This is a genomic window from Mesorhizobium sp. WSM4842, assembly GCF_055901575.1.
Genome location: NZ_CM148372.1, coordinates 3,457,834 through 3,470,072, shown reverse-complemented (window position 1 = coordinate 3,470,072; position 12,239 = coordinate 3,457,834). Strand labels below are relative to the sequence as shown.

Genomic DNA, 12,239 nt, shown 5'->3' with positions numbered 1-12,239 from the left:
CCGACCTCGGCAGATTGCCTGCCCTTCAGCGCCAAATGGGAAATTAAAGGCGCGCGGCAGCGTTCCCTCCCCCTTGTGGGGAGGGTTAGGGTGGGGGTCCACCTTCGCAAGAATCCATATGCGATCGCCCTGCCTCAAGGCGGGAGATGTCCGGCAGGACAGAGGGCGGGAACGCTACGTTTGGTGTTTGAGGGTCTACGCCTCACTGTCGAACACCGGCGTGAACGCCCGGATGGTGCACGGCGTCGGGTTGGTGTGCCTTATCCGCACTCTGCCCTGCCCTTCCCAGCTGTCGTCGATCGGCACCTCGACATTGCCAGTGAACAGATTGGCCATGCCGTCGGGCGAGACGATCGAGGGGATACGAACCGGCTCCCACCGACCGCGCATCAACGACGTGATTTCCAGCCCGGTCGTGTCTGTTTCCAGCACGGAGAGGATGACCTTGGCGACCTTCTTTCGACGCCCGACGATCGATCCGTCCTTGCCGCCGACATCAAGTTCCAGGGTTTCGGCGCCGGCCTCATAGGGTAGCCCGACCTGCCATTTGGCCGCCGTTACCCCGCCGGGCAAGGAAACCGCTCCGGCAGCCACGACAAGGCCCTTGTAAACCTTGCCATCCGCCAGAGCGTCGACGGTTTCGCCTTCGAGGTGACCCAGGCCTGTGACCATCCCCACGGCCGCGCCGCTGTAGGACAGGCCGCAGTCGACCTCAAATGCGTCGGCGACCTCGCCATATTCGAATGGCACAGTCTTGATTTCGATAGTGCGCTTCGTCGCCCCGTCGATGGTGCGCTTGACGATCAGCCACAGATCATCATTGCCGTCCTGCCCCGGCGTCACCACGGCGCTCTCAACGACGCCCCAGCCCGAACCCGAGAAAGAACCGGCGATGCGATGCCGGTGCATGCCGCGGACTTCCTGGGAAGGCTGGTGCGTGTAGCCGCCGAGTTCTCCGTTATCCAGTGGGAACCACAGCAGCGGATCGGGATCGGTCTGGAATGCCAGTTCGACGACGCCCTTCTTCGGAATATGCTCGGAAATCTGTCCGACATCATCCGACGTGAAGCGGCCGGTGGCGCTCTGGGTCAGTTCGGCGATCGATTTGCGGGAGCGCGTCACGTAAAGGAACGACTGACCGGCATCCACCGGACGGACCTTGGCGCAGCCGAACGTGCGGGACCGACGGTTTTTGAAGGACGACGGCGTCAACGCCTCGTCGATGCCCGAACCCGACAGCGCGCGGACGCCGCCAAGCGTTCCGATCAGCAGAGCCCCATCGGATTCCGCAATCCAGGTGATATCGTTGGCCTGGCCGCCGCCGGCCTGGACGAACTCCAGCGCGTCGTCATCCTCCTCGCCGAGCGCGAAATTGTCGAAGTCGCCGGTTGCGGATGCGTAGACGGAGAATTTTCGGCTGAAGGCCAGCCGCTCCTCGTACAGCGAACCGCTTTCGACATACTTGCCGGGAACGAAAGTGCCGAGACGCCAGCGCGCGATCGGGCTGAGATTGGGAAGCGCATGCCCATACAGCCTGACTTTGACCACAGTCGCGCTGGTGCGGCTCGTGATGCGCGCCCAGCGCCAGATGGCATCCGAGCCGAGCAGCCGGATGGCGCGGCCGACATCGCTGGTCTGGAAACCGGTGCCGTCATTGATGCCGACGATCGAGGACGCCGTGAGATCGAATGGCGTCTGTGTATCGCCATCCTCATGCCATCCCATTTCCGCGATCGTAACATTGGTGTCGTCCTCCGAGCCGGTGATGGTCAGCCGATAGGACTGGTAGGCCGTCTCATTCTGGAATTCGTAGAAGCGCACCTCGCCGCGCGACCAACCGGTTTCCGCTGTCCGGCTGTCAAGCGAGATCCAGTTCGTGCCGTCAAAACCTTGGAAATCCCAGGCGACCGGTGCCCTTGTGCCACCGATGGATTGCGCGCGAAGCCAGTAGCCGTCACAAACCTTGGTCCCGGCGAAGCCATAGGACACGAAGCCGGTGGTCGTGCCGAGCGAAAGGTTTGACCCATTGTTCCGGTCGAACACCTTGTAGGCGTCGGCGGCGCCGCTGCTGTCCGCAGCAGCGCCGCCTGGAGTGGTATTGCTGGTCATAAGAGGATGGACGGCGCCGGTCTCGGCGGGGGCCATCGTGGTCGCGGTTGTGTTGATGTCGTCATAGGGGCCGTCGAGAAAGACGAACTCGGCCAGCGTCCATGTGGTGTGCGCCGTGCGGGTGAGAACCTGCGGCGGGTAGTCCGCGTGGGTGATCCACATCTGGTCGGCGGATTGGACGAATTGCAGGTCGAACAGATCGGCTTCGAGATAGGGTGTCGCCACTTCCACCGTGCCGACGCGGGCGCCATAGGCATAGACGCGGATGTAGAGGTCGCCGAACTCAAGCATATAGGCCTGGTCTGCCGAGAAGATGAACGGTATGCCGCGCGTCTTCTTCGACGAATCCTTGGCCTCGCCGACGAAATACGACCCGCCGCGCTTGCGGATACCGCCATGCGGCAAGGTGACGAAGTTCTCGCACCGGGAAAGCGCTGCCCGATAGAGATCGAGCGACGCGCGGGCGTGTAGCCGCGGCGAGATCTCGCCACGAACGAATGTGTCCTGGACCGGATAGAGCGTCGTCATCAGCGCACAAACCCGCCGCGCTGGATCGTCCAGGACGTCGTCGAAAACCTGCCGCCACGCTGGATGGCGTTGGACTGGAACGCCGCGTCGAGCGCCCGGTCATAGGCACCGCGGGCGATATCGATCATGCCCGCCTTGTGGGTCAGCGGATGCGCGATCTTGATGGCAAGGGCCGCGACCAGCACTTCCGTGAACAGCGCGTCCCAGTCATTCGGATCGGTCAGGTTGGCGATGTAGCGGATGAGGCGTGGGCTGGACTGGTCCGAGTAGATCAATCCGGCTTCCTGGCGCCACGAGATCGGCACCCCATCCGGCTCGCCATTGTGGGTCAGCGGCAAAGGCCGCAGGCAGTCCACGGGCAATTCATAGGCAAAGTTCAGCGTGCCCGCGCCACTGCCGGTATCGGACCCGACGACGGCGGCCGCCAGGATTGCGAACACCCAGGCATGTTTCGTCAGCTCCGCCTCGCGGGTCAGGTCGAAATGCAGATTGAGCAGGCGGGCTGCTTTGACGTCCTGGTCGAGGCTGTCGATCGGCGCCTCGTCGAGAACGCCAAGCGCCATGTTGGCGATGTCGAGCGGAGTGATGGCCATGGTTTTAGGCTCCGTCAGTGTGGATCGGGAAAAGAGGGCCTAGGCCCACAGCAAAAAGCCGCTTCGCGTAGCGGCTGGGATTTTTGGGGGATGATTAATGATGGGGCCGCGTTCCTTCGCGCCCCCTCTGTCCTGCCCTCTTTGCCAGCACTTGGCATCTCCCCCACTTGGGGCAGGGCAATCGCATTTGGATTCTTGCGAAGGTGGACCCCCACCCTAACCCTCCCCACAAGGGGGAGGGAACGCTGCCGCGCGCCTTTACTTCCCCTTTGGCGCCGAAAGGCAGGCAATTTGCCGAGGTCAGCGCCACCGGAAGTCTCCCTCCCCCCTGTGGGGAGGGGTTAGGGGTGGGGGTACATCGTAGAGCGAAAAGCTTCGGCTTTCCACCTGCGGTAGCTCTGCACTTGGGGGGAGATCGGCGGTTTTAGCGCTCCGCCAGTCCTGCTATGTTGAAGGTTGGCGAAAGCGGCGGTGACAGCCAATCTCCCCACTCGTGGGGGAGATGTCCGGCAGGACAGAGGGGGGCGCGACGGAACGCAACCGCTGGAAAACTGGTGACGGGCGCCACGTGATAATATTGTTGCTATTGCAAGAACGCGGCGATGAGTTGCGGCCTGAATTCCTGCGGCTTCAGCCGAGGCGTGCGCTTGTCGAGCCCCGCCGCCGCCCTGTTTCGGCCGGCTTGGCAAAGCCACTTGCTCGCAACCTTCCGGCACCTTTCGCCATCGCCAAACCCCTATCCCGGGCTTCCTGAAGACTTGTCGTGTAGTAGGCGGTGTTTTCCAGACCGCTTAAGAAGTTTATGCGGTGAAGTTCGCCCTTTTTGCTTATGACAACGCCCGATTTTCGAAGCACTTCCTGAACTGCCTTGTATGTCATTTTCATGGTTACCCCCTTGCCAAGACAAGGCAGCATCGTCCTTGTTTGTAACGGTTTGGTGACGGCGATTCATTAACGTGCAACAACAACAATGTGGCCAGACCCAAAAACTCATATCAGTTTAATGCAGCACAGCGCGTGAATTTGGGATTCGCCACATTGGCCCACCGAGCGTCCAGAAAGGGCGGGAGTTCTTCACCCCCGCCCTAACCTTGGCCTTATCAGGCTTCGGTCGTCTTCAGCGCGATGAACGTCATGTTCTTGACGCTCGACGCCGTGCGGTCCCAGTTCGCCGCCAGCGCCAGCTCGGCATCGGTGGCGAATTCGCCGGCCGAGGAGGCGTCGAGGAAGCGGGTGCCGGGCACATGCGGGACAAAATGCCGGCGGCCGACCATTTCGGTGACGCCGCCGCCATGGCCCTGGCGCGGCTTGCGGTCGAACTCCAGCGGCCCGCCTTCGGTATTGACCGGCAGCTCGTTCCACAGGATCGCCTTGTCCTTGAACATGAAGGCCGTATAGACGCCAGCTGCGACCGGGATGTCGTCGTCGACGACGGCCCGCAGCCCCATGTAATAGGGGATCAGCGGCCCGCCCTGCTCCGACGGCGGCACATAGTCGATGAGGTCGGCGAGCTTCAGCGCCTTCATCTGCTTGGAGTGCATCCAGATCGTCTTGAACTTGTCGGCGCGGTCGCCCATCAGATAGGCAGCCTCGATGATGTCGGTGTCGACGATGGACGCGCCGGTGACGCGCACCAGATCGCCGGCATCATTGGCGATGTTGTCGGCCACCACGCCCCTCAGGATGCCGAGCAGCGTCAGCTTGTTGGCGCGCTGCCAGTAGTCGGTCTGGCGACGGACAATGATTTTCTGCGGGTCGTCGCCGGCCAGGATCGAGGTCAGGTCCGGAATACCCCACGCCTGGGCGCGGACATTGCGGGCGGCGACCTCGCGGCGCGCGCCGATCTTCTTCAATTCGATCGAGTCGGCCGGATCGTCATTGACCGGCTCGGACGGGTCGTTGCCGAGATCCTTCCAGCCGGGCATGTCGACCGAACGCCCGCCCATGGAGAGCTTCGAGGCGATGGCCGGGTCGGAAAACAGGATCCCGGCCTGGTAGATCTCGAGCGACTGGACGTGCTCCTCGAACGAGTATTGTGCATAGACGGACGGAACGATCGCGTCCGCGATACGGGTGTAGGCGTCTGCCATTTTTGTCTTCCTTCAGGTTTGCGGCCGGATGAGGGGCATTCGGATGTAGCTGCCCTGCCTCACAAGGGGTTATTCGGTATCCACAGGTCGGGGTTTTCGCCGGCCTCGCGTGCCAGCCGCCGGGCGCGGGCGGGATCGCTTTTGACGAGGGCTGAGATATCGGTCAGGTTGCGTTCGCCGGCGGCGTTGCGCTTGAACGGATTGCCTCCGCTCAAAACCGCACCACCGTCGATCGTGTCTTCCCTGAACATCGCCTCGCCGACGGCGTGAAACGCCTTGGCGATCTGCGGATCGGTCAAGGCCCCGTCAGGCAGGAGGATGCCCTTTGCCTTGTAGGCATCGATCAGGCCGAGCTTTTTCATCGCCCGGTTGGCGACCTCCAATCTCCTACGAAAGCCGTCGCTGTCGGTCGGTCCCCAATCCCTGACCAGGTCGTCGTGAGTGGCCTCGACCGAACGGGCAAGGGCGATCTGCTGCACCTTGGCCTGCTCGGCCATGTAGCCGACGAAGCGGTCGTGATAGGCCTGCGCCACCTTCGGCGTGGCGCCGGCCTCGACCGCCCAGGCCTTGGACGCATTGGCGAGCTCGTCCGAATAGGCGAAGTCTTCGGGAAGCCCGTCGGGGCGCCTGTACTCGACCTTGTCGGGCGATGTCAGCGGACGCATCGCCTCAGGCAACCGGGCATGGAACCTGTCCCAGTCTTCCTCAGGCGCGTCCGCCGCGGGAATGCGCAGGCTTTCGCCCTGCTGCCGTTCCAGCTCCGCATAGGATGTGAAAACCCGATCGAGGCTTTCAGGCTTGGTCCAGCCCTTGGTTTCAGCGAGCTTGCGGTTGCCTTCGGAAAGACCGTCAAACCAACTTTCTGCAGCCGGCGGGACGGACCCATTGTCCCCGGCGGCCGGTGGCCGTGCAAGGTTGCCCGCCGGTGGCGAAGCCACCACGGACCCGGCGTCTGCCAGATCTGTCATGAGAAATATTCCTTTTGTTGTTTGGAAATGGAAAGACACCGGTTCAGCCCGGCTTTTTTGCTTTTGGATCTGAGGGATCGGCTGGGCGGGTCGAATCGTTGCGGCCGCAGCCTGATTCATTTCGACAGAGCCTGACTCCATCGACTTGTTTGACTATGATCTTTCCGAGTCGGAAGCACTCGCCGTCAAGACGAAAGAAACCATGTCGCATTTCGTGACAAGTGGTTGCCGCTGTTCCGCCGCAATGCGACCGCACTTGGCAAACACTTGGCAAAACCAGCCAGTGTATTAGTTCATAGGCTTCAACGGAGTATCAGACGATGACCATGTACAAAGCCATTGCCGCCCTGCTTGTGACTGCCGCGCTGGCAGGATGTGCCCAGACCGAAGGGCAGCAAAGAGCGACCACGGGGGCCCTGGTCGGCGGCGCTGGCGGCGCTCTCGTCGGTCAGGCCCTGGGCCGCGACACCAAGAGCACGGTTATCGGTGCAGCCAGCGGCGCCCTGCTGGGGGCGGTCGTCGGCAGCGCAACCACGCCGCAGCGGCGCGGCGAACAGCTTTGCCGCTATCAGGATCGCTACGGCCGCATCTACACCGCACCTTGCGACGACCGCTACTACCGCGGCGATTATTGAGAGATAGCGGACTGCAAACTACGGCAAGGCCGGCGGGACAGCGCCCCCCTCTGTCCTGCCGGACATCTCCCCCACAAGGGGGGAGATTGGCAGTTCCGCCGACAGCGCCTCTTTTCGAGGTTGGCGATTAGCGAAATCAGGGATGACGGCCGATCTCCCCCCAAGTGGGGGAGATGTCCGGCAGGACAGAGGGGGGCGCCGTAGAGCGCCAACCTCAATAAGTGACCGAGCATTGACAATGCCTCACACGCCACTGCCTCCGCGAAATCGCGCAAATGCCAAATCGATGCGGAAGGCGATGACCGGTGCTGAGCTGAAGCTCTGGAACGAGCTTCGCGCGCATCGGCTGATGGGGCTTGGCTTCCGCCGACAATTTCCGATTGCCGGTTACATTGTCGACTTCGCTTGCCCGGACAAGAAGCTCGTCATCGAAGTCGATGGTTCACAGCATGCCGACGCCAATGCAGGCGATGAGGCAAGAACAAAGCGTCTTGAACAAGACGGCTGGACCATCCTGCGCTTCTGGAACGACGACGTCATTCGCGACATCGACAATGTCTGCCAGCACATTGTGATCGAGGCAGGGCTCGCAGGTGCGATTTGATACGCCGGCGGGACAGCGCCCCCCTCTGTCCTGCCGGACATCTCCCCCACAAGGGGGGAGATTGGCGGCTTCACCGACACCGCACTCCTTCTTAACCCCTACCTCCCCTCCAATCTTGCCGCCTGCTCCAGCGCCGCCAGCCGCTCAGCGTCCAGCGTCAGGAACCCCATGATGTGCTGCACCACTTCGGCGCGCGCATTGCTCAGTGCGCTGTGCAGTTCGAAGCCGTTCGGCGTCTTCGTCTTGGCCAGCCACTCGCCATAGGACGGGCGGCGGTAATAGCCGGTCGCCGCCGTCAGGTCGGCCAGCACCATCTCGCCGTCCTGGCCTGAAAACACCCTGAGATAGGCCTTGGTCAGCGCGTCCTGCGCCTTGGCCGGGCCGCCGGCCTGGCTCGAATGGGCGAAACGTTTGCCGCTCATGCGCCGCCGCTCTCGCCGCCCTGCGGCATCAGCCCGCTGAGACTGTCGACCAGGCCGCTGTCACGCGCCTGCACGGCGGCGGGCACGGCATCCCTGGCCACCTTGCCGGCGGCGGCGATCGCCGCCATGCCGGCCTGCGCGGCTTGAGCCTTGGCTCGGGCATCGCGGATATCAGCCACCTCGTCCTGGCGGCGAAAGATGCGCTGCGGGCTACGGCCGGCGCTCTGCACGATCTTGAGCGCCTCGTCGCCGTCGATATTGTCCATCACGCCGGGATCGAACTGCGCCATCTGCATGGCCGTGGTGACGACCTGGATGGTGTCGCGCGCCTCGGCCGAGCGGCGCAGCACGTCGAGCGGCCCGGTGAAGGTCGGCCGCACCGCCTTGCCGGCAAGGCTCGCCGGCGGCAGGAACCGGCTGTCTTCCTCATATAATCCTTTGTCCTCGAGGATACCGAGCTCGCGGTCGAGATTCGCGGCAAAGCCGGCCTGGATGATCGAGCCGGAGGGCCCGAGCAGCGCGCCCTTCTCCTCCTGCCGGATCAGCGCTTCCGTGGCCGTCATTTGCGGGTTCTGCACCAGCGTCTGGAACAGGTTTACGAACATCATGTCGCGGATCTCCTCGGCCCGGCTTTCCGCGTAGTCGAATGCATAGGTCGGGTTCTGGCCCACAGCGATCGGCGCAATCAGCGGCCGGCCATTGTCGTCGATCAGGCCCGGATAGTTCTCGCCGGGATTGAGCACCGGCACATAGTCGAGCCGTGCCTTCGACGCGGTCGCCGGATCGGTGATCTGCTGCAGCGCCCTGAGGCCCGAGCGGCGCACGGCGTTTTCCTCGCGCACGGTGGTCAGCGCCTCGATGGTCGGCGAGATGCCATAGGGGTCGCCCTCATAGCGGCGCCAGTTGAAGCACGACACCGGGAAGGAGCGGAAACCGCTCTCCCTGACGATGACCTCCTCGTCCTCGATGACGTGATAGGAAGCGAAGGCCGTGTCGAGATACTGATAGGATCCGCCCAACCGGTACATCTTGCGCTCGTCGCGCGGCTGGATGCACTGGATCAGCGAAATTTTGGTCTCGCATTTGGCCGGGTCGTCGACCAGCATCTTGATCCGCGCCGGCAGTTTCTCATAGCCGAGCAGCTGCGCGGCCTGGCGCGCCGTGCGCTCGTAGCGGCGGTGGAAAATGTCGACCTGACCCCAGCGGTTGCGGCAGAGATAGCCCTCGACCACCGGGATCGAGGCATAGCGGATCAGCGCGCCGCCAAAGCCCTCCTCGGCGTAGAGATAGGCCGGGCCGTAGCGCACGACATTGCGCAGGCAGGCCTGCGTCGCCGGCACGAAATTCGAATTGGCGGAATAGCGCAGCGCAAACAGGAAATCGCGAAGCGCCTCCGCCCACTCCTTCTCCTCGTCGGTCTCCTCGTCATTCATGGCCGCGGTCGACAGCCCGTGCCATTTTTCCGACTGCGGGATGATCAGGCTTTCCAGCCCGGCGGCCAGCCGGTTGGCGGCCGAGTTGATGGTGTTGGCGTAGACGCGGGCGCCGCGCCGCGCCTGCCGCTCGGCCTGCGTCGCCGCGCCGGATTGCCGGCGCCCGCTCCAGACGTCGGGCGCGTCGGGGTCGCAGAATTCCGACACCGCCTCCCAGACAGCCTCATACTGGCTGCGCTCTGTCTCGAGTTCCGCCTGTCGCGACAGGATATCGTGGGCGCGGGAATCGCTCGTCATGGCATTCTTTCTTCGGTGGTATCAGCCTGTTCGAAGCCCAGATATTGCCAAGGCCACGTCGAATTTTGTTCGCTTTTGCCATGTTCAACGGGGCGCGGCGGGGATTTAAGGAGATCGATTTGACAATGACGGAAAGCCTACCCGGCGCCCTGAAGAGGCGAAGCAAGCAGGTTGCAAAGCGGCTGCTCGGCTACGACTCTCGCAACTGGCTGCGCATCAGGCAGATCGAGGCGTTCACCGCGTTTCTTGAGGCGGACAGCCGCAAATCATCAGACGTGATCGAGATCTCGCCCGGCTGGAACCGCCATTGGAAGACGATGTGTTCCAACTATACCTCGGTCGATTTCCCCGACTTTGACATCTGCAAGGACCGCACCGACCGGCAATTTTCCGTCGTCATTGCCGACCAGGTGCTGGAACATGTGCAGCAGCCGCTCGCCGCGGCACAGAATATCCACGCCATGACCCGGCCAGGCGGCTGGGCGATGGTGGCGACGCCGTTCCTGTTCAGGGTGCATGCCAGGCCGCACGATTACAACCGCTGGACCGCCGCCGGCCTGAAGCAGGTGCTGGTCGAAGGCGGCTTCCCCCAAGCGGAAATCCAGGTGTTCAGCTGGGGCAACAAGGCCTGCGCAAAAGCCCATATCGGCGGCCCAGTGCGCGCCTACGGCCTATGGCGCGACCTCAGCAACGACGAGGAATACCCGCTGATGGTGTGGGCGTTCGCACGCAAGCCGGAGCGTAATCTCCCCCCTTGAGGGGGAGATGTCGCCGAAGGCGACAGAGGGGGTCGGCGCGACCGGACGCGGCCTCCTGCGGCAGATCAAAGTTGGCGCTTTACGCGAGACGACCCCCTCTGGCCTGCCGGCCATCTCCCCCTCAAGGGGGGAGATTACGCACCCACATCATACCCCCAGCAGCACGCGGCGGTGGCCGGTGAGTTCGCTCGGCGACAGGTCGGTCTTGACTGTGCTCAGCGTTCCCTGGCGCTGCTCGAGTTCAGCCCTGAGTGCGGCTTCGCGCGCCTGCACGTCCTTGTCGGCAATGGTCGGTGTCGGTGGCAGCGGCTTCAGCGCCGGCGGCTTTTGAAAAAGGCACATGGTTCCAGCTTTCTCTTGTCCAGTCGTAGAGCAAAAAATCTTCGCCGTTGCGGCCGTAACCCGGCAGGCGGCAGCGTTGCGTGGCGCCAAGCCGGGCGAGCCAGCGCAACGCCAATTCATTGGCAGCGAGCGCCCGCGCCTCGACCCGCCAGGCCCGGCGCGCGGCCACGTCAGGCCCGAGCACGGCGTGAAAGAACGCCGTGATCCCAGGCACGCAGCGCTTCATGCGGCGCGTGCCCCAGCTCCAGGCAATCCACAACCCGCCGCGCTGTTCGGCGGCGCCAAAGCCGGCTTCCGGATTGCCGTTTAGCGCGGCGACATAGGCAAACCCCTGCAGCGCCGTCAGCGCCAGCAGCGCCGGCGACCAGTCGTCGAACTGGCAGTCGATCTCAGCCCGGTCTTCGGGCCGCAGGTTGGCGGCGATGTAGGAAAGGTCGCGCAACGTGGCGGGGATGATGCGGACGGTCATGAGGCGATCATGGTATGTGGTTGCCTTCGAGTCACCGAAACGCCCCCAGCGGATCACTCTGCCCCGCCTTTCGCCGCACCGTCTTGAACTCCGCCGGGTCGACCACGGCTTCCCTTAGCATCATCACGCCGTAGCGTGTCGCGGCCATCAGATCGTCGCGCAGCTTCACCACCTGGCCGTCCCTGCGGTGATAGAGACGGAACTCCTCGAACCAAGGCAAAAGCGTCGAAAACACCTTGAAGCGGCCGCTCTGCATGCGGTCGAGCATCTCCATCAGCCCGGCCTCGACCGACACCGAACCGTCGGCGAACTGCGCATGGCTGGTCAGCATGTTGAGCCCATGCGCCGCGTATTGCCGGGCAAGTGCCACGCCCGCACCTTCCAGCGTCTCGCGGCGGCCGTCGCGCGGCCATGCCCAGGGCAACCATTCGCCCCACGGTTTTAAGGTCAGCGCCTGCATCGCCGGCGTTTGCTGCGACGCCCGGCAGGCTTTGACGACGTAGACGACATCGGCCTCGGTATCCCAGGCGAGCTCGACCGCTGCAGACGGATGGTCCCAGCCGAAATCCAGCGCGCCGAGCCGCGGCCAGTAGCGCGGCAGCCGGAACGGCTCGCAGGCGATCAGCTCTTCCGGCACCGGAAAGATGCGGCCGGAGCCGAGCACCGGAATGCCCTTGGCCCGCGCCTCGCGCTCATGCTCCGGATAAGCAGCGATGATCGCGGCGCGCTGCTCAGGCGAATAGTGCCCGGCATCGTCGATGGTCATGAAGGTGACGCGTCGAGACATATTAGAGTTCCGTAATTAACTTGCCGCGGCGAGCGACTGCCATTGATAATACTGTCCATCAGTGCAAAGCTGCTGGCAACTTGGGGGAAATACATGATTCGTATAGTAATCGTCGTGGCCATTGCAGCCAGTGCGTCAGCATGCCAGTCGAACGTGCCTTATGACACGAGCAAGCAGACCTGCAGGATGTACATGCTCAGGGGA

At 63.4% G+C, this 12,239-nt stretch carries 12 protein-coding genes; 3 read left to right on the top strand and 9 right to left on the bottom strand.

From position 1 onward, the window contains the following. Positions 1-195: 195 nt before the first annotated feature. The 5 genes from AC0NIE_RS16775 to AC0NIE_RS16755 all read right to left on the bottom strand — a co-directional run bounded on the left by AC0NIE_RS16775 (position 196) and on the right by AC0NIE_RS16755 (position 6,288). Complete coding sequence (locus AC0NIE_RS16775) at positions 196-2,637, bottom strand: phage tail protein (RefSeq protein ID WP_473488182.1); 2,442 nt, start codon at positions 2,635-2,637, stop codon at positions 196-198. After that, the gene (locus tag AC0NIE_RS16770; RefSeq protein ID WP_473488183.1) at positions 2,637-3,230 is read right to left on the bottom strand and encodes a phage connector family protein; all 594 of its coding nucleotides are present in this window, start codon (positions 3,228-3,230) and stop codon (positions 2,637-2,639) included. The genes AC0NIE_RS16775 and AC0NIE_RS16770 overlap by 1 nt, the downstream gene beginning before the upstream one ends. 630 nt (positions 3,231-3,860) lie before the next feature. Continuing rightward, positions 3,861-4,115 (bottom strand): hypothetical protein, encoded by a 255-nt coding sequence (locus AC0NIE_RS16765; RefSeq protein ID WP_473488184.1) that lies wholly within the window; start codon positions 4,113-4,115, stop codon positions 3,861-3,863. A 215-nt stretch (positions 4,116-4,330) separates the two neighbouring features. Further along, positions 4,331-5,320 (bottom strand): Coat protein, encoded by a 990-nt coding sequence (locus tag AC0NIE_RS16760; protein WP_473488185.1) that lies wholly within the window; start codon positions 5,318-5,320, stop codon positions 4,331-4,333. 59 nt (positions 5,321-5,379) lie between these two features. After that, on the bottom strand, positions 5,380-6,288 hold the full coding sequence (locus AC0NIE_RS16755) for a hypothetical protein (RefSeq protein WP_473488186.1): 909 nt from the start codon (positions 6,286-6,288) through the stop codon (positions 5,380-5,382). A 320-nt stretch (positions 6,289-6,608) separates the two neighbouring features. On the opposite strand from AC0NIE_RS16755, the gene AC0NIE_RS16750 reads away from it, so the two are divergent. Then, positions 6,609-6,923: a YMGG-like glycine zipper-containing protein gene (locus AC0NIE_RS16750; protein ID WP_095490674.1), complete on the top strand. Its 315-nt coding sequence runs from the start codon at positions 6,609-6,611 to the stop codon at positions 6,921-6,923. A 238-nt stretch (positions 6,924-7,161) separates the two neighbouring features. Further along, positions 7,162-7,527, top strand: a complete 366-nt coding sequence (locus tag AC0NIE_RS16745; protein ID WP_473488230.1) for an endonuclease domain-containing protein — start codon at positions 7,162-7,164, stop codon at positions 7,525-7,527. Between the two features lie 98 nt (positions 7,528-7,625). On the opposite strand, the gene AC0NIE_RS16740 is transcribed toward AC0NIE_RS16745, so the two are convergent. Beyond that, positions 7,626-7,949, bottom strand: a complete 324-nt coding sequence (locus tag AC0NIE_RS16740) for a Bbp19 family protein (protein WP_473488187.1) — start codon at positions 7,947-7,949, stop codon at positions 7,626-7,628. Next, positions 7,946-9,679: a portal protein gene (locus tag AC0NIE_RS16735; RefSeq protein ID WP_473488188.1), complete on the bottom strand. Its 1,734-nt coding sequence runs from the start codon at positions 9,677-9,679 to the stop codon at positions 7,946-7,948. The genes AC0NIE_RS16740 and AC0NIE_RS16735 overlap by 4 nt, the downstream gene beginning before the upstream one ends. A gap of 125 nt (positions 9,680-9,804) precedes the next feature. On the opposite strand from AC0NIE_RS16735, the gene AC0NIE_RS16730 reads away from it, so the two are divergent. After that, positions 9,805-10,437 carry a methyltransferase domain-containing protein gene (locus AC0NIE_RS16730; RefSeq protein ID WP_473488189.1) on the top strand — a complete coding sequence of 211 codons (633 nt, stop codon included), beginning with the start codon at positions 9,805-9,807 and terminating at the stop codon, positions 10,435-10,437. A 241-nt stretch (positions 10,438-10,678) separates the two neighbouring features. Here AC0NIE_RS16730 and AC0NIE_RS16725 read toward each other — a convergent pair whose 3' ends face one another. Beyond that, positions 10,679-11,248 carry a hypothetical protein gene (locus tag AC0NIE_RS16725; protein ID WP_473488190.1) on the bottom strand — a complete coding sequence of 190 codons (570 nt, stop codon included), beginning with the start codon at positions 11,246-11,248 and terminating at the stop codon, positions 10,679-10,681. Positions 11,249-11,279: 31 nt separating this feature from the next. Continuing rightward, positions 11,280-12,035 carry a phage terminase large subunit family protein gene (locus tag AC0NIE_RS16720; protein WP_473488191.1) on the bottom strand — a complete coding sequence of 252 codons (756 nt, stop codon included), beginning with the start codon at positions 12,033-12,035 and terminating at the stop codon, positions 11,280-11,282. Positions 12,036-12,239: the final 204 nt, after the last annotated feature.